12 protein-coding genes are annotated in these 23,186 nt (G+C 71.9%); 7 read left to right on the top strand and 5 right to left on the bottom strand.

Features of this window, described 5'->3' with window-relative positions:
- Positions 1 to 36 precede the first annotated feature (36 nt).
- Positions 37 to 456: a hypothetical protein gene (locus G6O54_RS02540; RefSeq protein WP_165219861.1), complete on the top strand. Its 420-nt coding sequence runs from the start codon at positions 37 to 39 to the stop codon at positions 454 to 456.
- Between the two features lie 181 nt (positions 457 to 637).
- Here G6O54_RS02540 and G6O54_RS02535 read toward each other — a convergent pair whose 3' ends face one another.
- Both G6O54_RS02535 and G6O54_RS02530 read right to left on the bottom strand, forming a co-directional pair.
- Positions 638 to 1,939: an RNA polymerase sigma factor gene (locus G6O54_RS02535; RefSeq protein ID WP_250846696.1), complete on the bottom strand. Its 1,302-nt coding sequence runs from the start codon at positions 1,937 to 1,939 to the stop codon at positions 638 to 640.
- 21 nt (positions 1,940 to 1,960) lie between these two features.
- A complete protein-coding gene (locus G6O54_RS02530; protein ID WP_165219857.1) occupies positions 1,961 to 2,320 on the bottom strand; it encodes a YciI family protein in 360 nt (119 codons plus the stop codon).
- Between the two features lie 243 nt (positions 2,321 to 2,563).
- Between G6O54_RS02530 and G6O54_RS02525 the strand changes: the two genes are divergently transcribed.
- The 4 genes from G6O54_RS02525 to G6O54_RS02510 are packed head-to-tail and all read left to right on the top strand — an operon-like array spanning position 2,564 to position 6,583.
- A complete protein-coding gene (locus G6O54_RS02525) occupies positions 2,564 to 3,364 on the top strand; it encodes an AraC family transcriptional regulator (RefSeq protein ID WP_165219855.1) in 801 nt (266 codons plus the stop codon).
- A 57-nt stretch (positions 3,365 to 3,421) separates the two neighbouring features.
- The gene (locus G6O54_RS02520) at positions 3,422 to 4,765 is read left to right on the top strand and encodes a ThuA domain-containing protein (RefSeq protein WP_165219853.1); all 1,344 of its coding nucleotides are present in this window, start codon (positions 3,422 to 3,424) and stop codon (positions 4,763 to 4,765) included.
- Between the two features lie 43 nt (positions 4,766 to 4,808).
- The gene (locus G6O54_RS02515) at positions 4,809 to 5,750 is read left to right on the top strand and encodes a sugar phosphate isomerase/epimerase family protein (protein WP_165219851.1); all 942 of its coding nucleotides are present in this window, start codon (positions 4,809 to 4,811) and stop codon (positions 5,748 to 5,750) included.
- Between the two features lie 38 nt (positions 5,751 to 5,788).
- The gene (locus G6O54_RS02510) at positions 5,789 to 6,583 is read left to right on the top strand and encodes a ThuA domain-containing protein (RefSeq protein WP_165219849.1); all 795 of its coding nucleotides are present in this window, start codon (positions 5,789 to 5,791) and stop codon (positions 6,581 to 6,583) included.
- Between the two features lie 69 nt (positions 6,584 to 6,652).
- Here G6O54_RS02510 and G6O54_RS02505 read toward each other — a convergent pair whose 3' ends face one another.
- From G6O54_RS02505 to G6O54_RS02495, 3 genes are all read right to left on the bottom strand, one after another.
- Positions 6,653 to 7,660, bottom strand: coding sequence for an NAD-dependent epimerase/dehydratase family protein (locus G6O54_RS02505; RefSeq protein ID WP_165219847.1), 1,008 nt, complete (start codon positions 7,658 to 7,660; stop codon positions 6,653 to 6,655).
- Positions 7,657 to 8,769, bottom strand: coding sequence for a signal peptide peptidase SppA (sppA, locus tag G6O54_RS02500; protein WP_165219845.1), 1,113 nt, complete (start codon positions 8,767 to 8,769; stop codon positions 7,657 to 7,659). The genes G6O54_RS02505 and sppA overlap by 4 nt, the downstream gene beginning before the upstream one ends.
- Before the next feature lie 905 nt (positions 8,770 to 9,674).
- Positions 9,675 to 10,736, bottom strand: coding sequence for a hypothetical protein (locus tag G6O54_RS02495; RefSeq protein ID WP_165219843.1), 1,062 nt, complete (start codon positions 10,734 to 10,736; stop codon positions 9,675 to 9,677).
- A gap of 255 nt (positions 10,737 to 10,991) precedes the next feature.
- Here G6O54_RS02495 and G6O54_RS02490 point away from each other — a divergent pair, with 255 nt between their 5' ends.
- Together G6O54_RS02490 and G6O54_RS02485 are read left to right on the top strand one after the other, a co-directional pair.
- The gene (locus G6O54_RS02490) at positions 10,992 to 18,419 is read left to right on the top strand and encodes a type I polyketide synthase (RefSeq protein WP_165219841.1); all 7,428 of its coding nucleotides are present in this window, start codon (positions 10,992 to 10,994) and stop codon (positions 18,417 to 18,419) included.
- A complete protein-coding gene (locus G6O54_RS02485) occupies positions 18,416 to 23,182 on the top strand; it encodes a type I polyketide synthase (RefSeq protein WP_165219839.1) in 4,767 nt (1,588 codons plus the stop codon). Before G6O54_RS02490 ends, G6O54_RS02485 begins: the two co-directional genes overlap by 4 nt.
- Positions 23,183 to 23,186: the final 4 nt, after the last annotated feature.

Raw genomic sequence — 23,186 nt, 5'->3', positions numbered from 1 at the left:
AGATCTTCCTGCTATGACCCGTTCGGAGAAGTACTGATGCCCCGTACCAAGTCCCGGCCGCGCGACCAGGGAAAGACTGTCTTCGTGAAGGAGCAGCTCAACCTCACCCCCACCGCGAATGTCGCGGAAATCAATGAATCCTGGACCAACGCCGGCATGGAAGGGTCGATCAGCGGCTCCCTCGTCAATCGGATGCGGTCCGAGCTCGGCCTGACGGGCAACATCCGCCGCGGCGCCAAGAAGAGGAAGAATGCCGTGGCCGTCGTGGACCTGGTCGCGGCCCGTCCCGGCCGCAAGCCCGGCCGCCGCGCCGCGAGCGAGGGCGCGCTGCTCCGCGAGATCGAGGTGGACCTCGACAGGCTCCTCTTCAAGGTCATGGAGATCGAGTCGCTCGCGAAGGTCGAGGACGCCATCCGCGACGTCCGTCGCGCCCTCTTCGTGGCCATCGCCCGCTGAGGCCGGCGACGGCTCCCCCGCGCAGCTCGTGAACTCGACCCGCCCCCCGATCGACGAACCAGTCGGTCGTGGGGCGTGTTCGTCGATGGAGCTGCGTCGCGACACTCCGCCCGGGATCGAGAGATGGAAAGTGCAGTGAATGATCCGCCCCGATGGGGGGGCGGATACTGCGCACCAGCGATCAGTCGTCGCATGCAGCCAGGCGAGCCTCCAGCAGCTCTCGTTCCCGCACCGATTGCGTGCGGTCGCGGGCCCTCGCGAGATGCTCCCGGGCGCGCCCGAGATTCCCGGCGCGACGGTGGAGTTCGCCGAGTGCGGCATCGACCATGTAATAGTGCCGTAACGCGGGCTCGGCCGCGATCGCCTCGATTTGCCGGATCCCCGCGAGCGGGCCTTCCAGGTAGGCGATCGCGATGGCGCGGTTGAGGTGATGCACGGGCGAGGAGTGCCTGGCCACGAGCACGTCATAGAGGCGGCGGATCGACGACCAGTCGGTCTCCTCGAACCGCGGGGCCTCGCAGTGGTGCATCGCGATGCCCGCCTCGAGGTGGAAGACCGAGGCGACGCGTCCGGACGCCGACTCGTCGAGGAAGGCCCGCGCGCGGGCGATCAGGGATCGGTCCCACGAGGAACGGTCCTGTTCCTCCATCAGGAGGATTCGCCCGTCGCCGTCGGTCCGGCCATCGAACCGGGCCGCATGGAAGAGCATCAGGGCGAGCAGGGCGAGCGTCTCCGGCGTGCGGCAATGCGGATGCTCGCCGAGGAGGTGGCAGAGCCGCGCGGCCTCCTCGCAGAGATCCAGGCGGAGGACGGAATCCCCGCAGGTCGCCGAGTATCCCTCGTTGAAGAGCAGGTAGAGGCACCGATGGACCGAATCGAGCCGACCCAGCAGCTCCCCGGAAGCGGGGACGGCCAGGGCCACCCCCCGATCGACGAGCTGCTGCCGCGCGCGCTGGATTCGTTTCTTGATCGCCTCCTCCGCGACCAGCAGCCCCCGGGCGATCTCGGCGTTGCTGAACCCCCCGAGCGACTTGAGCGTCAGCGCGATCCGGTCCTCGGCCGCCAGGCTCGGATGGCAGCAGGCGAACATCAGCCGGAGCTGGCTGTCGGCGATCTCTGTATCCAGGAACAGGTCGTCGAAATCGGGGGCGCACGACCTGGGCCGGAACCGCGCCCAGGAAGGGGCCAGCCGGAGCACGGTCTCTCGGTGACGCAACGCGTCGAGGACCTTGTTCCGCGCCACGCGGTGGATCCACGCGGAGGGCTCGACCGGGATCTCCCCCGTCCGCCATGACTGGAGGGCCTCCACCAGCGAGGCCTGGACCATGTCCTCAACCAGGTCCAGATGGCGCAGGCCGAACACCCGCACGAGGACGGCGACCAGCCGCCCGGACTCGTGGCGGAAGAAGTGCTCGACGAGCTGCGCGGCCGACGGGGCCTCCGCCGCCGGCCGCGAGCCTCGTCCTGGCTGGGGGTGATCCATGGCCACTGGAGACGGCCTGCGTCAGCCCATTGACTCGCCGCCGATGCCGGCCATCGGGCGGATCTCGAGGGTCCCGCCCTCGGTGACGTTGGGGCAGATCTTGGCGTATTTCACGGCCGCGTCGAGGCTTTCCGCCTGGATCACGGAGTAGCCCCCGAGGACCTCCTTGGACTCGGCGAAGGGGCCGTCGGTCACGACCGTGGCGCTCGTGACGACGCGTCCTTCCGGCATCAGGGCATCGCCGGGGTCGACCATCCAGCCCTCGGCGAAGCCCTGGGCGATCCAGGCACGCCAGCGGTCCATCGACTGCTGCATCTCCTCGGGAGACATCTTGCTCATGTCGAAGGGCTCGCTGCGATAGACGAAGAGAAAGCGGGGCATGCGTTCCTCCCTCTCGGGACCGAAGATCCGCGGTGCGGCACGCGGACATCCCGCGTCGCCAACGGTCCCTTGACGATCGACCATGCCTCGGGGGGACCGGATTCCGGGAATTCTCCGGGACGAGACCACGCGACCACGCCGGGGCGTCCTTCGGCCCGTCGATCCCGAGTGCGACGTAGACTATCATGTCCGGAGCCGCAGGCCCATCGCCCGTCTCGATCCGCATCCCTCCAGGACCCATTCATGCAGGGCCTCCCCACGCTCCTTCAGCTCGCGCCCCTGTTTGACTGCATCGATGAGGCCCTCGTCTGGGTAAAGGATCGCGACGGCCGATATCGGTGGGTGAATCGGGCCTTCCGGACGAGCTACGCCCTGGAGCATTGCGGCGACGTCGCGATCGACGGCCCCGACGCGATCCTCGGCAAGACCGACTACGACCTCTCCTCGCCGTTCCTGGCGGACCAGTTCCGGCTCGACGACGAGCTCGTCCTCGGCGGGGCGCGGGTGGTGAATCGCATCGAGCTCGTCGGGCCCCCCGGCGGACCGTCGGAGTGGAAGATCACCAACAAGATCCCCATCCGCGACGGCGAGGGTCGGGTCGTCGGCACGGCGGGGCTCTCCCGCGGGCTCGATGCGACGGGGCTGGACTCGCTCCCGGGCCGCTCGTTCGGCGCGGTGCTCGCCCACATCCGGGACCATTTCGGCTCGCCGATCGGCAACTCCGAGCTCGCGCGGGTGGCGCACATGTCGGTGCGGACGTTCGAGCGGCGGTTCCGCGATGCCTTCCATCTCTCCCCGCAGAAATACGTCCGACGGCTCCAGCTCCGGATGGCGAGCCGGGCCCTGGCCATGACCCGACGTCCCCTGGCGGAGGTCTCGCAGGACTGCGGTTTCGCCGACCAGAGCCACTTCACCCGCGAGTTCCGCCGTCATTTCGGCCGCACGCCGCGGCAGTTCCGCGAGCATTACACCCGGGCCGCGGATGACGCTCCTGGCACAATAACTGACGCCTCCGATCAAGCATCCGGCCGGCCGAACGGCTAGATTGAGACGCCACGAGGGCATGCCATTTCGGCTTCGTGGCCCGCGTGGAGGTGGCTGGTGAATCACGCGACGATCCGCCGTCGGTCTCCGGGACTGGTGGCCAGCTTGCTGTTCCTGGCCGGGGTCGCCTCGGCGTTCGCCGCGCCGGCGGGCCCGCCCCGCGTGTTGATCCTCTCCGAGCCCCAGGGCAAGACCGGCGGCGGCACGACGCCCGTCCTGCGGCGGATCCTCGAGGATACCGGCCGCTTCGTCGTCCGCGTTTGCGAGGTCCCCGAAGGCGTGACGGCGGGGATGCTCTCGGGCTTCGACCTGGTGGTCGTCGATGCGACGGACCCTCCCGCCGGCAGCCAGGCGGCCGGTGCCCTGGCGGATTTCGTCCGCGCGGGGAAGGGTTTGATCCGGACCAATGCGGCGCTCGGCGGCTCCGGCGGCTCCGTCGGCTTCCTGGAAGTCGAGAACGCGAGGCCCCGTCATCCGATCACCGTCGGGCTCCCGGGCCACTTCAAGGTCGCCGACGCCCCGGCCCCGCTCACGCCGGCCGACGGAGAGGACGCTCTCCTCGTCGTCGAGCCCGGACGGGCCCCCGTGCTGACGGCCTTGAGCCTCGGCAAGGGGCGGATCGTCCGCATGGCCCTGGGGCACGATCCGGGCGCATTGCAGGAGCCGACGTTCGTCCGGGCCTTCGCCCGGGCCGCGAGCTGGGCGATCGACGGCGATGTCTCCATCCCCGACGAGACCGGCACGACCACCCCGAAGGCCCCCGCGATTCGCGGCCTGGTCATCACCGGCGGCCATTTCCACGAGGCGGCCTTCTTCCAGCTCTTCGCGGACATGCCTGAGCTCAAGTACCTGCCGATCGAGCAGGCCGAAGCCCTCCGCTCCGACCTGAAGGGCAAGTATGACGTCGTCATCTTCTACGACTTCGAGCGCGAGGCCGACGACGCGATGAAGAAGCACGTCCGGGAGTTCGTCGAGGCCGGCAAGGGCGTGGTCGTCCTCCACCATGCGCTCCTGAACTTCCAGCACTGGGACTGGTGGTGCAACGAGGTCGTCGGCGGGTCCTACCGGCTCTCGAACGAGGGGGGCAAGCCGTCCTCGGCCGTGAAGGACGCCCAGGACTTCTACCTCACTCCGAAGGCCGATCACCCGATCACCGCCGGCCTCGCCCCCTTCCACCTCGTGGACGAGGCCTACAGGCGGATGCGGTTCTCCGAGAAGGTCACGCCGCTGCTGACGACCGACGCCCCCGCGAGCGATCCCAGCGTGGCCTGGGTCGGCCCCGGGCCGTCCTATCGGGTCGTGGCCATCCAGCTCGGCCACGGGCAGACCGCCTTCGGGCACCCGTCCTATCGGGCGCTCGTCCACAACGCCATCCTCTGGGCCGCAGGTCGGTTGAAGTGAACACCTGACGATAGTTGAAATCCTTAATCGGAGCGAACCCGCGATGAAACTGGGTCTCTACAGCATCACCTACCTGGGGCTCTGGTATCGCGGCGAGGCCCTGCCGCTGCCCGCGATGCTCTCCCGGGCGAAGCAGTACGGCTATGACGGCATCGAGATCGACGGCAAGCGCCCCCACGGCAACCCGCTCGACTGGCCGACCCCGCGGTGTCGCGAGCTGAAGTCGATCGCCGACGGCGAGGGCATCGAGATCTTCGCGGTCGCCGCGAACAACGACTTCAGCTATCCCGTCCCGGAGGTCCGCGAGGCCCAGATCGCCTTCGTCCGCGACCTGATCCGGATGACGGCCGACCTCGGCGCGCCCACGCTCCGGGTCTTCCTCGCCTGGTGGGGCGTGACGCGGCACCCGAAGATCGCCTCGTACAAGATCGCCAAGCAGCTCTATCCGGTGATCCACGAGCAGTTCCCCGAGGAGGAAGTGTGGGGCTGGTGCCGCGACGCCCTGGCCGAGTGCACGAAGTACGCGGCCGATGCCGGCGTGACCCTGGCACTCCAGAACCACAAGCCGCTCATCAAGGACCACCGGGACGTCCTGCGGATGGTCGAGGAGATCAACTCCCCGAGCCTGAAGGTCTGCCTCGACGCCCCGCTCATGCCCGACCGCAGCACCGGGGCCATCGACGAGGCCGCCCGCGCCGTGGGCAAGCTCCAGGTCCTCTCCCATTACGGCGGCGAGTTCGAGCGCAGGGAGGACGGCTCGATCCGCGGCTTCGACATCTTCGACGGCATCAACCGCGGCGACACCAACGCATACTACGCCGACTTCGTCCGCGCCATGAAGCAGATCGGCTACGACGGCTACATGAGCTACGAGCTCTGCCACAACCTCCCCGAAGTAGACGGCCAGACCGTGGACATCAGCTATGCCCACGAGATGGCCAAGCTCGCCGCCGAGTTCATGCGTGACCTGATCAGGACGGCCTGAGAACCCGAAAGGCGAGGCGACGCGAGAGGAGGCCCGGCATGCGACCCCGCGGGATGCTCATCCTTCCGGCCCTGCTGGTCTTCCTCGCGGCGCCGGCCTGGGCCCAGGGCGCGAAGCGTCTGCTCGTCGTCGGCGAGGCGAAGGGCTACCAGCACGACGCGATCACGGCCGCGATGGTGACGCTCCACGACCTGGGCAGGTCCTCCGGCCGGTGGGAGACCACCTTCCGCACCGACTGCCGCAACATCACCAAGAAGCCGCTCAAATACCAGGTGAAGAACCTGAACGACTTCGACGCCGTCGCCTTCTACACGGATGGCGACCTGTCGATGGATGACTCGCAGAAGGCGGACCTCCTGTCGTTCGTCCGGGACGACGGCAAGGGCTTCGTCGGCATCCACAGCGCGGCCATCACGTTCCCCTCGTGGCCCGAGTACGCGAACCTGCTCGGCGGCGTCTTCGACGGCCACCCCTGGGGCCAGTTCGAGGCCCCGCTCGTCGTCGAGGACGCCGGCTTCCCCGGCATGGCGTCCCTGTCGCCGCGGTTTTCGCTCCGCGATGAGATCTACCAGATCAAGGGCTTCTCTCGCGCTCGCTCCCGCGTGCTCCTGAGCCTGGACGCCTCGAAGCTCGACCTGAAGGCCAAGGGCGTCCGCGCCGGCCGCGCCGAGTTCCCCGTGATCTGGGCCCACACGTATGGCAAGGGCCGCGTGCTCTACAACGGACTGGGCCACCGCGACGAGGTCTGGGACAACCCGGCCATCCGGGCGATGTGGACCCAGCACGTCCTCTGGGCGATGGGCCTGGTCCCCGGCGATGGACCGGCGCGGTGAGGCGAACCGCCGGACCCGGACGGCGAACGTCGACAGGCCGGCGATGAAGCCCATGTCGTCGTCCGGCGATCATCCCATCGCCGCCCGGATCGTCTCGATCGCCGGTGGATGAACGAGCCCGAAGCACGCGTCGGCGCGGCGGCCGGTGACATGGAGTTTGAGGAATCCCCCCGCGACGGTCGTGGCCGAGAGCTCGTCGTTGCGGCCGAGTCGTCCCAGCCATCCCGCGGAGAGCTTCATCGGGACCCGGAGGATATCCGGCAAGCTGACGACCACTCGCGGCCATCCGGCCACCCGGGCGACGAGCCGACCGAGATCCGGATAGCTCAGGTAGGGGCCGGCGATCGCGTACCGCGACCCGGGCTCGCCCGCGACCAGGGCCCGGCGATGGGCGGTCGCGATCACGGCGGAGTCCACGATCGGGATCCCGCCCCGGGGTAGGAACGCGACCGGGCTGCTGGCGATCACCCGGAGGAGTCGCGTCGAGGTCGGCTTCGGGTCGCGGGGGCCCAGGACCATCGCGGGGCAGAGGACGACCGTGCTCATCGAAGGATCGCCCTCGCCGCGGACGAGCTCCTCCGCCTCACGCTTCGTCCGGCAGTACGGCGAGTCGACACACCGGAGATTCCAGGTCGTGCCCTCGTCGGCCGGTGTTTCCTCGGTGCCGGCGGCCAGGGTGTGGAGCGTGGACGTGAGGACGAACCGCTCCGCGCCGGCTCGCCGTGCGGCGTCGAGCAGGCCGGAGGTGGCCTCCACGTTGATCGCCCGGCTGAGCCCCCCTGGATCTTTCCCCAGGCTGACCCACGCGGCGGTATGGATGACGCCGCGGACGCCCTGCACGGCACGCTCGCGGACCGGCTCGTCGCGGAGGTCGCCCAGCAGCCAGTCGATGGGCGGGTCTCCCGCCTCCTCCTGCGGCGGCTTGCGGGTCAGCCCGCGGACGCGGTGCCCTGCCGCGGCCAGGTGCCGCGCGATGTGGCCGCCGACGAATCCCCCGGCGCCCGTGACGAGGACGGGCCAGTCCGCCGGGATCGGCTCGGCGAAGGACGGCGTTTCGGCGGTTCCCGTGTGATTCACCGCGGTGACGTCCGGGGGAGGCTCGGATCCGGCTGCCAGAGGTAGAGGAACGTCGGCAGCTTCGCCCGGTCGAGGCCGGGATAGCTGAGGGGCACCACGTCGTTCAGCCGCGGTGGCCCCGGTGCGATCGCGTACGCGGAGCGTGCCGGGCTGGCGGTCCGGCTGAAGAGGACGACCTCGGCATTCGAGACGCCGGCCAGGCCCTCCGCCTCCGCGATCGCGTCGTCCAGGTAGCCCAGGCGATCCACCAGGTGGAGCTTCTCCGCCTGGGGAGCCGAGAGGATCCGGCCGTCCGCGAGGACCCTGCGGTCGTTCTCGGTCAGCGTGGGCCGATGCCGCGAGACCCGGTCGATGAACCGCTGGGCGAAGTCGTCGGCCATCTCCTGGAGGAGGACCCGCGACTTGTCGTCCAGGGCGCGCGTCACGCTCCCCATGTCCACGAGCGGGCCGGCCTTGACCGGGTCGTCCACGACGTTGAGCTGCGCCATCGCATCGGCGAGGTTGACGTGGTTGAAGACGGCGCCGATGCCTCCGGTGATCGTCGTCGGATGGGCCACGATCCGATCGCCGCCCACGGCGAGGTAATAGGCGCCGGAGGTGGCCACGTCCATCAGGCAGGCAACCACCGGCTTCCGCGTCCGCTCCCGGAAGCGATCGAGCTCCGCCGCCATGATGTCGCACGCGGTGACCCCGCCGCCGGGGCTGTGGACCCGGAGGACGATCGCCGCGATCCGCGGATCCGCGTGCGCGGACTCGAGCTTCTCGCGGAAGGCCGCGACCGGGTTCTCGGCCGAGTCATAGAGCCCTTCCCGGTTCTGGTTCAGGATCAGGCCGTCCACGTCGATCAGGGCCACTCGCGGGGCGCCGCCGGCCGCGGGCCGGATCACGGAGGTCGCCAGGGGGCCCGGGTCGATCGCGGCCGGGAGCTTCACCGCCATCTCGCCCTTGATGTCGGCCTGGGCGGCCACGCTGGCGTTCCCCTGGAAGTTGCCGGCCCCCTGGAAGGTGGCGATCACCGGGATGGGATGCCCGCAACCGCAGACCACGCCCCAGCCGACGGCCACGCCGAGGAGGCCGATGCACCGCAAGTTGTATGTTGTGATCGCCATTCCGGACCCGATATAACGGCGGTTCGAAGCCGACCCACCGAGCGCGCGGTCGTCCGCGAACTCCTCCTGTCCGTCTTATCGACCACCGCGGGACCGAACTTGCCCGCGTTATCCGCAAAAGAGGTGTCATCGCGCCATGCCGCACCTGTTCTCACTCCTCGGCTTTCTCCTCGTCGGCCAGGCCCCTGCCGAATCCGGACCGACCCCCCTCGAGCCGGCCCATCGGGCCAACACGGTCTACGTCGAGGCCTTGCGCTCGGGCCTCGCGTCCGAGGGCCAGGCCGATCCCCTCCCCCCACCCATGCTGAAGGATGACATGGACGCCGCGGCCCAGCGCGCGGTCCTGCTCCGCGTCGCCGGTTCGGAGCGGGCGGTCGACGATCTCCTCCGCGATTCCGTCACGGCGCCCTACGTCCTCAAGGTCCGCGACCAGAAGCAGAAGGACGCGACGATCCGGCTGGTGGACCTCTGGTTCGTCGTCCGGGCCGACCTGAACGCACTCGATCCGGCGGAGGTCGCCGGCCAGTCGTCGGGCAAGCCGGTCGAAGCCGGCAACATGCGGTTCGAGAGCCGCCTGCTCAAGGACGAGGAGATGAAGGCGAAAGGGAAATCCGCCCGTCACGGACGCGAGCTCTCGCGCTGGTATGTGGAGCTGAAGGGCCTGCTCCTGGACCGCATCGAGCTGGAGGCGATCGACGAGGCCGTCGCCACCCGGTCCGCGGAATCACTGGTCATCGCCGCCCGGGCCGATCCGACCCTTGGCCCGGGATCGAATCGCTGGAGGAATGTCGGCAAGGACGCGGGCGACGGCTCGTATCGGCCCTACGAGGGGGGCATCAGCTACGCGAAGATCAGCCGCCTGAAGGAGCCCGAAGGCGCCCTCCTCGTCGAGTTCCACGCGGCCTTCAGCGAGCCCCAGGCGTGGTTCCGCGGGGCGCCGATCCTGCGGTCGAAATTCTCGCTGATCGCCCAGGACCAGATCCGCTCGCTCCGCCGCGAGCTGCTGAAGGGCCGGACGAAGGGGGCCGCGTCAGGGTCCGACGCTCGTTGACGTTGACGTTGACGTTGGCGTTTGCGTTGGCCCTGGCACCGGCTGACGCGGACCGGCGGATCGCCTCTTCCAGGCGGTCGGCGTCGAGCGGCTTCCTTTCCCTGTCCAGCGCCCGGGTCAGCTCCGGAGTCATCGGCCTGGGCTCGCCCGGCGGCAGCGTTTCGATGGCGAACGACCAGGAGACCGGCACGGCGCCCAGCAGCCGCTCCGCCTTGACGTTGAGCCGGCAATCGTAATTCAGCTTCGGCGCCAGCTCGACCATCGGCGTCGTCGCGGCTCCTCCTTGCTTCTTCACATCGAGGTCGTCGCCCCAGGCCAGCACCCGCAGGGCCCCGGTTTTCTCGTCCACCAGGAACCCGTACGAGACGATGACCTTGTGGTGCTCCGCCCCCACCTGAAGGAGCGCCGGGCCGCGATAGAGGGCGAATGTCGAGGTCGCCGCGACCAGCCGGCCGCGATTCACCTCGGCCTCCGCGGTCTTCAGAACGGTCCTTTCGATCATCCCGAGGCTGACACCCACGTCCTCGGCAGTCTGGGCATCGACGACCACATCGCCGCGTGCCCCGTCCGGGACACAGAGCCCAACGCCAATCCTGCGCAAGGCGAACCGCGCGGGATCGCCCGTCGCCGGCCCGACATCGGCTAGGATCACCGTCCGGAACAGTCCGGCCGTGCGGGCCGCCGAGGAGGGGAGCGTGTCCAGGTCGCCGGAAGCGAGTCGCGGCAGGGCCTTGAGGACGATATGGCTCCAGGTCCGCGGCACCCGGTCGTTCACGACCGTCCCGGGTGCGATCGCCACCTTGCGGGCCGGCGGCTCTTCCCGGACCGCGTCATCCCCGCCGGGCGGCCCGAACAGGCTCGCCGAGGATGCCATCGAGCTCAACACGACGATCGTGACGGTGATGCCGCCGCTCATGGAGTGGTCCCTCACTCGTCGGACATGCCTTCCTTCATGCTCCCCATGGAACTTGAAGAGAACTTACCAACATTCTCGAAATTCGTCCCCCCCGTTCGACAAAGTCCCTCTCCTTGCTTCCCCTCGCGGGACGGTCATACCCGAAAAAATCTGAGGCCATTCGTTGTGTCTTTTCCATCTTGTGCAGGTTTCCCATTTTGCTCGCGTGATAGAGTCGAGGGAACATCCTTGCCCCTGTTGCGCGAGTCTCCTGCGATGCACTGGAACGAACACCGCATCTTCGTGATGGCACCTCCGGGGCTGGACGGCGCCGGGATCGTCGCCGCCGCGAGCCGATCCGGTGCTCTCGGCATCCTTGACCTGACGGGAGGGGTCGACCCGGCACGCGGGCTCGCGAGGCTGCGAGCGTTGAAGGTCCCCGCGTTCGCCCTGCGGCTCTCTGCGGCGGCGGCATCACGCGAGACGCTCGGATTCGCCGACGAGGCGCTCACGGCGGTCGTCCTCACGGAGGACGGATCGGCGGATGAGCGGGCGGAAGCCTGTCGGAGGGTGAGGTCGGAAGGTCGGCGAGTCCTGATCGAGGTCGGCTCGGTCGTCGGCGTGGAGGCCGCAATCCCGGCGAATGCCGATGGCCTGATCGCGGTGGGCGAGGAGGTCGGCGGGCCTTCGGGGATGGACTCCGCGTTCATCGTGCTCCAGGCGATCCTGGCTCGGACGGACCGGCCGGTTTGGGTCCGAGGGGGGATCGGGCCCCGCGTGGCGGCCGGTTGCATCGCGGCGGGGGCGGCGGGCGTGGTCCTGGAGGGGGCCGTGCTGCTCGCCCGCGAGTCGTCGATCACGCCCGAAGCGAGGGAGCGGATCGCGACCTGGGACGGCAGCGAGTCCTTGCGGGTCCAGCCCGCCGACGGCCGCGGATGGCGCGTGTTCGCCCCGCCGATGTCCCCCGCGCTGGCGAGGCTCCGGCAGGCGGCCCGCGACGGCGGCGAGGAGTGGTCGAGGGCGCTGATCCGCGAGGTCGGCTGGGGCCCCGCCCAGGCCTGGCCGGTGGGACCGGATGCGGCCTTCGCCGGGGACCTGGCGGGGCGGCACGTCACGGTCGGCGGGATCGTCCAGGAGTTCGAGCGCGCCATCGATCGCGGCATCGCCGAGGCGGACCGGGTCCGGCCGCTCGCCCCGGGCTCAACCCTGGCGAGAGATCACGGCAGCGAGTTCCCCATCCTCCAGGGGCCCATGACCCGCGTCAGCGACGTCGCCGCGTTCGCCGAGGCCGTGGCGGGCGAGGGGGCCGTCCCGTTCATCGCGCTCGCCCTGCTCCGCGGCCCGGCCGCCGGGGTCCTGCTGGCGGAGACCTCGCAGAGGCTGGCCGGCAAGCCGTGGGGCGTGGGACTGCTCGGATTCGCCCCGGCGGAGCTCCGGGAGGAGCAGCTCGCCGCCGTCCGCCGGGCGCGGCCGCCATTCGCCCTGATCGCGGGGGGGAGGCCGGACCAGGCGGCCGAGCTCGAGGGGGACGGAATCCGGACCTACCTCCACGTCCCCTCGCCGGGGCTCCTCGATCAGTACCTCCGGGCCGGGGCACGGCGGTTCATCCTCGAGGGGCGCGAGTGCGGCGGGCACGTCGGCCCGCGATCGAGCTTCCTCCTCTGGGAGCAGGCGTGCGGCGTCCTGGACGAGGCGATCGCGCGGGGGATCGACGCCTCGTCGCTGGCCGTCGTCTTCGCGGGCGGGATCCACGATGCCCGCTCGGCGGCGGCCGTCGCCGCGATCGCCGGTGACCTCGCCGCGAAGGGGATGAGGGTCGGCGTCCTCATGGGCACGGCCTACCTCTTCACCCCCGAGGCGGTCTCCACCGGGGCCATCGTCGAGCGGTTCCAGCGCGAGGCGCTCCGCTGCCGCCGGACGGTCCTCCTCGAGAGCGGGCCCGGGCACCAGGTCCGCGTCTCGCCCTCGCCGTTCGTCGGCACCTTCGAGGCGGAACGCGCCAGGCTGATCGCCGCCGGGGCCTCGAACGAGGAGATCCGCACGGCCCTCGAGCGGCTCAACGCCGGGCGCTTGCGGATCGCGGCCAAGGGCGTCGATCGCGAGCCGGGCGGCGAGGCGCCGCTGGCTGCCGTCCCGGAGGAACGCCAGGCGGCGGACGGGCTGTACATGATCGGCCAGGTCGCGGCGCTCCGCGACGCGTCGATCTCGATGCGGGACCTGCATCGCGACGTCAGCTCGGGGTCGACCGCCTGGATCGAGCGGACGGCGACCCGCCGGGTGGCCGCGCCCGATCCCGAGCCCGAGCCGAGCCCCGCCGCCGTCGCGATCGTCGGCATGGCCGCGCTCCTGCCCGGCGCGAAGGATGTGTCGGCCTTCTGGGCCAATTCCCTCAAGGGCGTGGACGCCATCACCGAGATCCCCGGCGACCGCTGGGACTGGCGGCCGTACTACGATCCGGACCCGAAGGCCCCGGACAAGATCTACTCGAAGTGGGGCGGCTTCGTCCCCGACCTCCCCTTCGACCCGATCCGCTACGGCATGCCGCCGGCGAGCCTGCCGTCGATGGAGCCCGCGCAGCTCCTGGCGCTCGAGGTCTCTCGGGCGGCCCTGGCCGACGCCGGCTATTCGACCCGGCCGTTCCCGAAGGACCGCACGGCCGTCGTGCTGGGCATGGGGGGCGGCGCGGCCCAGGTCTCCATGGGCTACGCGTTCCGCTCCTACCTCCCGATGCTCGACGCGGTGATCCCCGGCGGCGGCGCCTCGGCGATGGAGCGTTGCGACGGGCTGCTCCCCGAGTGGACCGAGGACTCCTTCCCGGGCTTTTTGCTCAACGTCACCGCCGGGCGGATCGCCAATCGGCTGGACCTGGGGGGCGCGAATTACACGGTGGATGCGGCGTGCGGCTCGTCGCTGGCCGCGCTCAACCTCGCGGTCCGCGAGCTCCGCCACGGCGCGGCGGACATGGTCCTGCTCGGGGGTGTGGACACGGTCCAGAATCCGTTCACCTACCTGGCCTTCAGCAAGACCCAGGCGTTCTCCCCGCGGGGCCGCTGCCGGCCGTTCGACGCGAGTGCCGACGGCATCGTGATCAGCGAGGGCGTGGCGGCCGTCGTCCTCAAGCGGCTGGAGGACGCGGAGCGCGACGGCGACCGGATCTACGCCGTGATCCGCGGCGTGGGCTCCTCCAGCGACGGCCGGGCCAAGGGCCTGACCGCGCCCAATGACGACGGCCAGGTGCGGGCGCTCGAGCGGGCCTATCGCGAGGCCGGGATCGACCCCTCGACCGTCGGCTACGTGGAGGCCCACGGCACCGGGACGGCCGTCGGCGACGTCGTCGAGGTCGGCGCCCTCGGCCGCCTGCTCGCCTCCCGGGGCGGGAAGCCCGGCGGCTGCGTCGTCGGCTCCGTCAAGTCTCAGATCGGCCACACGAAGTGCGCCGCGGGTCTCGCCGGCCTGATCCACGCGTCGCTCGCGCTCTGGCATCGCGTGCTCCCCCCGACGATCGGCATCGAGACACCGACGCCCCGGCTGAAGGAGAACGGCGAGACGCTCCGGATCAACGTGGAGCCCCAGCCCTGGCTGCATGCCGCCCCCGACCGACCCCGGCGGGCGGGCGTCAGCGCCTTCGGGTTCGGCGGGACGAACTTCCACGCCGTGCTGGAGGCCTACGACGCCGACCCCGTGGCGAGCCCCGCGCCCCCGACCCGCGACTGGCCGGCGGAGCTGCTCGCCTGGTCGGCCGCCGATCGCGGCGCTCTGCTCCGCGACCTGGACGGCCTGGCGGGGCGACTGGCGGCTGGCGCGAAGCCCTCGCTCCGCGACCTGGCGCACACGCTCGGCACGCGATTCGACGGGGGGGCCGCCGGGCCGATCCTGGCCATCGTCGCGGAATCGCATGAAGACCTGATCACCAAGCTGGACACCGCCCGCCGTGCCATCCGGTCGGGCACGAAGGAGATCGCCGATCCGAGGGGCATCCACTACCGCCAGGTCGCCGGCGTCCCCGGCGGCAAGGTCGCCTTCGTCTTCCCGGGCCAGGGCTCGCAGGCCGTGAACATGCTCCGCGAGCTGGCCGTGCACTTCGACGAGGTCCGCGGCGGCTTCGAGGAATTCGACGCGGCCCTGATCTCGAGCGGGCGGGACCCGATCGGCCCGCTCGTCTTCCCGGCCCCGGCGTTCGATGAGGCGACGAAGGGCGGTCAGGCCGACGCCCTCCGCGCAACCGAGGTCGCGCAGCCGGCGATCGGCGCGGCGAGTGTCGGATTGCTGAGGCTCCTCGACCGGCTCGGCCTGAAGGCCGACATGGTCGCCGGCCACAGCTTCGGCGAGCTCGCCGCGCTCCACGCCGCCGGCTCGTTGCGTGCGGATGACCTGGCCGCGCTGGCCGAGGCCCGCGGCCGCCTGATGCGCGAGGCGGGCGGGGATGCTCCCGGCACGATGGCCGCCCTGATGGCCGGTGCGGACGCGGTCCGGCCGCTGATCGCGGGGCTGGCGGAGACCCGGCTCGTGAACCTCAACGGGCCCAAGCAGACCGTCGTCGCCGGGCCTCGCGAGGAGATCGAGCGGGTCATCGAGCGGGCCGAGGCCAGGCGGATCCGGGCTCGTCGCCTGCCGGTCGCCGCCGCCTTCCACACGCCCCGGATGGAACCGGCGCGGGGGCCGCTGGCGGACGAGGCGGCCCGGCGACTGGGCGGTCCGCCCTCGATGCCCGTCTACTCGAATCTCGACGCGACCGTCCACCCGGACGACCCCCGCGCCATCGCGGCCCGGCTGGGCGAGCACGCCGTCCGCCCCGTCCGCTTCGCCGAGATGATCGAGGCGATGGCCGAGGGTGGGGCGGGCGTCTTCGTGGAGGTCGGCCCGGGCTGCGTGCTCTCCTCGCTCATCGGCTCGATCCTCGGCGACCGACCCCACCTGAGCGTGGCCTTCGAGATGCCCGGTCGGCAGGGCGTGGTGGGCCTGCTCCATGCCCTGGCCAGGCTGACGGCAGCCGGCGTGAGGCCCAGGCTCGCGGAGCTGACGAGGGGGCGTTCCGACCGCGTCCTCGACCTGGAGAACCTCCCCGCGGGCGACGGTTCGACGCCGCTTTCCCCGTCCACCTGGCTGGTCAACGGCAGCCGCGCACGCCCGATGCACGCGCCGGAGCCGCGTCGGCTCGGCCAGTCGGGATTGACGCCGAGCAGCCCGACTCCGCCCGCACCGGCCCCCCCGCAGGCACCAACGTCAAACGGAACCGCGTCCAACGGCACGAGGCACGAGGGATCCCGCACGATGCACGCGACCAACGGCAAGCCGCAGACCGCTCCTTCGCCGCGTCTCGAGACCCCGGAACCGACCAGGGCCGCGGCGGTGCCGCCGTCCCCGCCCCCGTCGTCGTCGCCGGTGCCGATGGCGGCCCCGGCGGCCTCCGAGCGCGTGATGCTCGCATTCCAGGAGACGATGCGGACCTTCCTGGAAGTCCAGCGGACCACCATGCTCGCGTACCTGTCCGGCCACCCCGCGCCCGGCGTGAGCACTGCGGCGCCGTCCCCGCCGCCGATGGCGATGCCGACGCCGACGCCGGCTCCGACGGTTGCGCCCGTGCCTGTGCCCGTGAGCGCGCCCCGGCCCGCGCCGCCCCCGCCCGCACCGAAGCCCGCTCAGCAACCGGTCGCGCCGGTCGTCGCGATGCCGGCCCCCGCACCGCCGGCCGTCGCGGCCGTCGTCCGCGACGATGTCGCCGCCAGGCTCCTGGACATCGTCCGCGACCGGACCGGCTATCCGCTCGAGGTCCTCAAGCTGGACCTCGACCTGGAGGCCGATCTCGGCATCGATTCGATCAAGCGCGTGGAGATCCTGGGCAAGCTCCGCGACGCGTACCCGGGGATCGGCGGGGCGTCCGATCCGGAGGCCATGGACAGGCTCGCGGGCGCCAGGACCCTGGGCGCGATCGTCGATCGCGTCGAGAAGTCGCTGGGCAAGGCGGCCGCCGAGCCGACACCGACACCGACACCGGCCCCGGCCCCGGCCCCGGCCCCGGCCCCCGCGGCGGTGACGCCCGTCCCGGCCGCCAGGGACAGGGCTCCGGAGGCCGCCGGGGTCGAGCCGCGGCGGCTGGTCCTGGAGGCGGTCCCCGCGCCCCTGCAAGGGGGCGAGGCCGGCCTGGTGGACGGGGGCGTCGTCGTGATCACCCCGGATGACCGCGGGGTCTCCGACGCGCTGGAGGCGTCGCTCCGGACCCGAGGCTGGAAGACCGCGGTGGTCGGCGGTCCGTCCTCGCGGCTCGACTGGACGTCGGAGGCCGCGGTCGAGGACTCGCTGGCCCGGGCTCGCCTCGGCGGGCCGCTGACGGGCCTGGTCCACCTCTCGCCGCTCCGGTCGTCGCGGGCCTGTGACCTGGATCCGGCGGCCTGGGCGCGGCGGATGACGCCGGATGCGCGGGGCCTGTTCCTGCTGGCCAAGGGCATGGCCGGCGACCTCGGCGAGGCCGCATCCCGCGGCGGTGCCTCCCTGATCGCCGCGACCGCCATGGGCGGGGATCTCGCCAGCCTCCACGGCGTCGGCGAGGCCGGCACCGTCGACATCTTCCCGGGCCACGGCGCCGTCTTCGGCCTGATCAAGACCATCGCCCGCGAGTGGAGTGCCGTCCGCACACGCGTCGTCGACCTGGACGTCCGCGAGGCGACGAAGAAGCTGGCGTCCCGCCTGCTGGGCGAGCTCCTCAACGACGACCCGTGGTCGGAGGTCGGCTACCGAGGAAGCCGCCGGATCCGCCTCCGGGCCGTCCCCTCGTCCCTCCCGTCGTCGTCGGCCAAGGCCGCCCCGCCGGTGGCGCCGGGCGAGCCCGTGGTGATCGTGGGCGGGGCCCGCGGGATCACGTCGCTGGTCGCCGCCGAGATGGCCCGGCGGTGGCGGCCGACGTTGCTCCTGATGGGCACCACGCCCGCGCCCATCGGCCCGGCCGACGCCGAGCTCGACCGCGTGGACGATCCCGCGGCGCTCAAGTCCGCCCTCTATGATCGCCTCCGCCGCGGGGGAAAACCGGTCGCGCCCGCGGACCTCGAGCTCGCCTACCAGTCGTTCCGCCGCGGTCGCGAGGTCCGTCGCAGCCTGGAGACGTTGAAGGCCCTGGGCGCCCGGGTCGAGTACGCCCAGGCCGATGTCCGCGATCCTGACCGGGTCGCGAGCGTCCTCGACGGCTGGCGGCGGCTCGTCGGCGAGCCCGTCGGGCTCGTCTACGGCGCGGGGCTGATCCGAGACAAGCTGATCACGGAGAAGTCGATCGAGTCCTTCGACCGCGTCCTCGGTACGAAGCTCGACGGAGCCCTCAACCTCGCCCGGATCCTGCACCCGGAACGGCTCCGGTTCAGCGTCTTCTTCTCCTCGATCGCCGGCCGATTCGGCAACGAGGGCCAGTCCGACTACGCCGCGGCCAACGACGCCCTCAACAAGCTGGCGATCTGGCTCGACCGCCGCTGGCCCGGCCGCGTGCTGGCGCCGATCTGGGGCCCCTGGGCCGGCATCGGCATGGTCTCGGACCTGGCCGATCATCTCGGCTCGCGCGGGCTCGGCATGATCGCGCCGGAGGCCGGCGTCGCCGCCCTCATGGACGAGCTCAGCCGCGGCCGCAAGGGGGACGTGGAGGTGATCTACGCCGGCGACCTCGGGACGCTCGAGGCCCCGATCCTTCGACCGGCGGCCCGCCGGCTGGAGGCCGTTCGATGAGCCGGCGCCGGCCTTATGACGTCGCGATCGTCGGCATGGGGTGCCGGTTCCCCGGCGCGGCGGACCTGTTCGCCTACTGGGCGAACATCCTGGCCAATCGCGACGCCACCCGCGAGGTCCCCCCCGATCGCTGGCCGCTCGAGACCTTCCTCGACGAGGACTCGGAGGCGAACGATCGCGTGGCCTGCCGCCGCGGCGGCTATCTCGACGGGCCCATCCCGTTCGACGCCACGGCCCACGGCATCATGCCGCTGGCCGTGGCCGGCGGCGAGCCCGAGCAGTTCCTGATCCTCGACGCCGCCCGTGCCGCGCTCGACGACGCCGGGATCGTCCCGGACGCGATCGACCGCCGCCGCGTGGACGTGGTCATCGGCCGCGGCAATTACTTCAACCGCGGCAACCTGACCAGGCTCCAGCACGGCCGGATCGTGGCCCAGACCGTCGGCCTGCTGGCCTCGCTCCACCCCGAATGGACCGACCGGGACCTCGACGACATCCGCCACGGGCTGAAGGCGAGCCTCCCCCCCTTCGAGGCCGCGACGATCCCCGGCCAGCTCACCAACGCCACGGCCGGCCGGATCGCCGATCGACTGGACCTTTCCGGCGCCAGCTTCGTGGTCGACGCCGCGAGCGCCTCTTCCCTGCTGGCGGTCGAGCTCGGGAGCCGGGCCCTGATCGAGCGGCGGGCCGACGTGGCGATCGTCGGGGGCGTCTACGTCGAGGCCGACGTCGATTTCCCGCTGGTCTTCAGCCGGTTGAACGTCCTCTCGCGCTCCGGCAAGGCGCGGCCATTCGGCGCGGACGCCGATGGCATGATCCCGGGCGAGGGGGCGGGCGTGGTCATCCTCAAGAGGCTGGCCGATGCCGAACGCGCGGGCGATCGGATCTACGCCGTCGTGAAGGCCGTGGGACTGGCCAGCGATGGCCGCGGCCGCGGCCTGGCCGCGCCGAGCGCGAAGGGGCACGCCCGGGCGATGCGGCGGGCCTACCGGGCGGCCGGCATCGATCCCGGGAGCATCGGCCTGATCGAGGGTCACGGCCTGGGCGTGCCGGCCGCCGACCGCGCGGAGCTCCGCGCCATGGCTCGCGTCTTCCCCAGGGCTTCCGCCGCCTCCGGGGCTCGCGTCCTGGGCGCCGTCGCCTCGCAGATCGGCCACGCGATGCCCGCGGCCGGGATGGCCGGATTGATCAAGGCGGCGCTCTCGCTCCATCACCGCGTCCTGCCGCCGACCCTGGGGGCCGACCGCCCGCAGCCGCGCGTGGCCGCCGCCGGGCTGGAGATGCTGGCCGAATCCCGCCCCTGGACGCACGGCGACGCCGCGAGCCCTCGTCGCGCCGCCGTCAGCGCCTTCGGGTTCGCCGGGATCAACGCCCATGCCGTCCTCGAGGAGCACCCCGGATCGGCCGACGGCATGACGCCGGGTGCCATGCTGGGCTGGGACACCGAGGCATTCCTGCTCGCCGCCGACGATCGCCCGGGGCTCGCCGACCGGGTCCGGTGGGTCCGCGATCGGCTGGGTCGCGGCGAGCGACACGCCCTCAAGGACCTGGCCTGGACTCTCAACGGCGAGGCGATCGCCCGGCCCGGGGCCGTCCGCCTCGGCCTCGTCGCCGGCTCGATCGAGGAGCTGATCGCGCATCTCGAGGCCGCCGAGACCCGCCTCCGCGACCCGAAGTGCCGGCTGGTGAAGGACGCCCGGGGCATCTATTTCTGGGAACGACCCGCCGGCCGCGAGGGCTCGCTCGCGTTCCTCTTCCCGGGCGAGGGCTCGCAATATCCCGGCATGCTTGCGGATCTCTGCCCGCATTTCCCGGAGCTTCGCTCGGTCATCGACGTCGCCGATCGGATCGCCCGCGATTCCGGCGAGGAGACGCCCCCGAGCCGACACCTCTTCGGCGGCCCCGAGTCGGCCGAGGGCCGGCTCTTCTCGGCCGAGACCGCGGTGACCGCCGTCTTCGCCTGCCAGTGGGCCATCTTCCAGGTCCTCCATCGCCTGGGCCTGCGACCCGCGGCCGTCGCCGGCCACAGCAGCGGCGAGCTCCCCGCGCTCGCGGCGGCGGGGGTGCTTTCGACCGATCGCTCCCTCCACGGCCCGCTCAGCCGGCTGAGCGCGGCCTTCCGGGAGCTCGAGTCGCAGGGCGCCATCCCGTCGGCGCGGCTCGTCGCCGCGGGGACCGACCGCGATCGGGCGCTCGCCGCGTGCCGCGCGGCCGGGCCGTCGGTCATGGTCGCCATCGACAATTGCCCCCACCAGGTGGTCCTCGCCGGGCCGGCCGACGAGACCGACCGCGTCGTCGCCGATCTCCGGGGCACCGGCGTCGTCTGCGAGGTCCTCCCGTTCGCCCGGGCGTATCACACGCCGCGCTTCTCGACCGCGCTCGATCCGCTCCGCGCGTTCTACGGCGGACTGGACCTGAAGCCCCCGACCGTCCCCGTGTACTCGTGCGCGACGGCCGCACCGATGGGCGATGATCCGGAGGTCATCCGCGGCCTGGCCGTCGATCAATGGACCCGGCCGGTCCGCTTCCGCGAGACGGTCGAGGCGATGTACCGCGACGGCCACAGCGTCTTCGTCGACGCCGGCGCACGGGGCAACCTCTGCGGGTACGCCGAGGACATCCTCCGCGGTCGTCCCGCGTTCGCCGTCGCCGCCAATCTCCCCCGGCGATCCGGGACGGCGCAGCTCAATCACCTGGCCGCCTCGCTCTTCGCCCAGGGGATCGCGATCGACCTGACCTACTTCTACGCCCGCCGACGGCCCACGACGATCGACCTGGAGGCGGCGCCGCCGCCCCCCCGCCCGACCCAGGATCTCGCGCTCGGCTTCCCGGAGATGACGCTGGACCGGGGCCTCGCCGCCAGGCTGAGGGCCCCATCGCGGCGATCGGAGGATGCCGGCAGCCTCTTTGCTCGCGAGCTGGCCCTCGCGGACCTCACGCCGTCGAACGGAGATGGGCGGGCGATCGCCAACGGGCACCACGTTCCGGTCGATCCGAGCCCGGTCGAATTCGAGCTGCTCGCCCCCTTCGCCGCCGCCGCCGCCGACGGTGCGATGCTCGGCTACCTGAGTTCGATGAATGAGTTTCTGACCACTCAACAGCAGGTCATGCGAGCGTACCTGGCGTCCGCGGCCGCGGATCCGCCCCCGCGTCCGGCGATGGCGGCGCCGGCCGCCCCAGGCCCCTGGATCGGGGCCATCGTCGACTGGGAGCCCGGCCGGAGGCTCGTCAGCCGGCTCGCGCTCGACGGCATCGGCGACCCGGCCGCCACGAATCACACGCTGGGGGGGCGGCGGATCTCGGCCCTGGAGCCGGGCCGCCTGGGGCTGCCCGTGGTCCCCTTCGCGGTGATGGCGGAGATCGTCGCGGAGGCCGGGGCGCTCGTCGTCCCGCCCGGGATGGCGCTCGAGGGCCTCGAGGGCGTGAAGGCACACCGGTGGGTCGCCTACGCGCCCGGCTCCGAATTCGAGATCCGCGCCGAGGGACTCGCGGGCGACCCCCTGGCCGCCCGCGTGACGCTCCACCACGTCCTGGAGCCCGGCGCCGCGGGCCGGCTCGTCTACGAGGGGATCTCCCGGTTCGCGGGATCCGCCGCGGAGCCCGTCCGGGCGACGCCCTTCGGCCCCGCGGAAGCTCGGCCCAGCAGGTTCACGGCGGAGCAGCTTTACGACGAGCAGTGGCTCTTCCACGGCCCCGCGATGCAGGCCGTGACCGAGGTCGGCCCGACCGGGTCGGAGGGCGCCTCCGGCGTGCTCACGGTCCGTCCGCTGGGCACGATCCTCCGCCAGGGCGAGCCCGGCGCGATGCTCATCGACCCGATCATCCTCGACAACTTCACGCACCTCCTGGGCTGCTGGGGGCTCGACTGCCTCGAGCAGGGGGACGTGATCTTCCCGTTGGGCATGGGCCGGCTCTCGATTTTCGGCGATTCCCCCCGAGAAGGGACGCCGGTCGCCTGCCGGATCTTCATCCGAGAGGTCGAGCGCCATCGCGTCCGGGTTGACGCCGAGATCGTCCGGCCGGATGAGACGGCCTGGATGCGGATCGAGGGCTGGGAGGACTGGCGGTTCTACTGGCCGTCGCGATACCGCGACGTCTTCCGGGCCCCCGACGCGATCCTCGTCGGCGAGCCGCTCGAGCTCCGCGGAGTCGATCCGGCGGAGGCGGCCGCCGTCTGGCTCGCCCCGCCCGCCGACATGTCGCGGCCGGTCTGGCGTGACGTCCTCGAGGCCGTGCAGCTCTCGCCCGAGGAGCTGGAAGAAGCCCGCGGCGAGCACGGCGGATCCGAGTCCCGCCGGGCGGAGTCGCTCCGGGGCAAGGTCGCGGCCAAGGAGGCCGTCCGCCGGCTCTGGCTGGCCGCCGGCGAGGCACCGCGATTCCCGGCGGACCTGGCCGTCCGGATCGCCGAAGGCACCGGTGAAGCCCTGCTCATGGACCTCGCGGCTCCCGACCGTCCGGATCCGCCGGCGATCTCGACCGCCTTCGCCGACGGCCTGGCCGTGGCGATCGCCGTCCGCGATCCCTCGGCCCGCGTCGGCATCGACGTCCGGGCCTTCCACGGCGAGGATGAGCGAGCCGGCCGCGAGGCCGTGGCCATCCGTGCCGCCGCCAGGGCCTGCGGGACGGTTGGGGCCGAGGTCGTCGCGTTCGACGAGGGAACCGGCGAGGCGCACGTCGCCCCGGGCGACGGCACGACGATCCGCGTGCAGACCGCGAGGCGAGACGAACATCTCTGGGCATGGACCGTTGGAGAGGAAGGGTGAGAGT

The sequence above is a fragment of the Aquisphaera insulae genome, assembly GCF_011064615.1.
Lineage (GTDB): Bacteria > Planctomycetota > Planctomycetia > Isosphaerales > Isosphaeraceae > Aquisphaera > Aquisphaera insulae.
The sequence above is the reverse complement of the archived record's forward strand: the minus strand, read 5'-3'. Positions and strand labels throughout refer to the sequence as shown.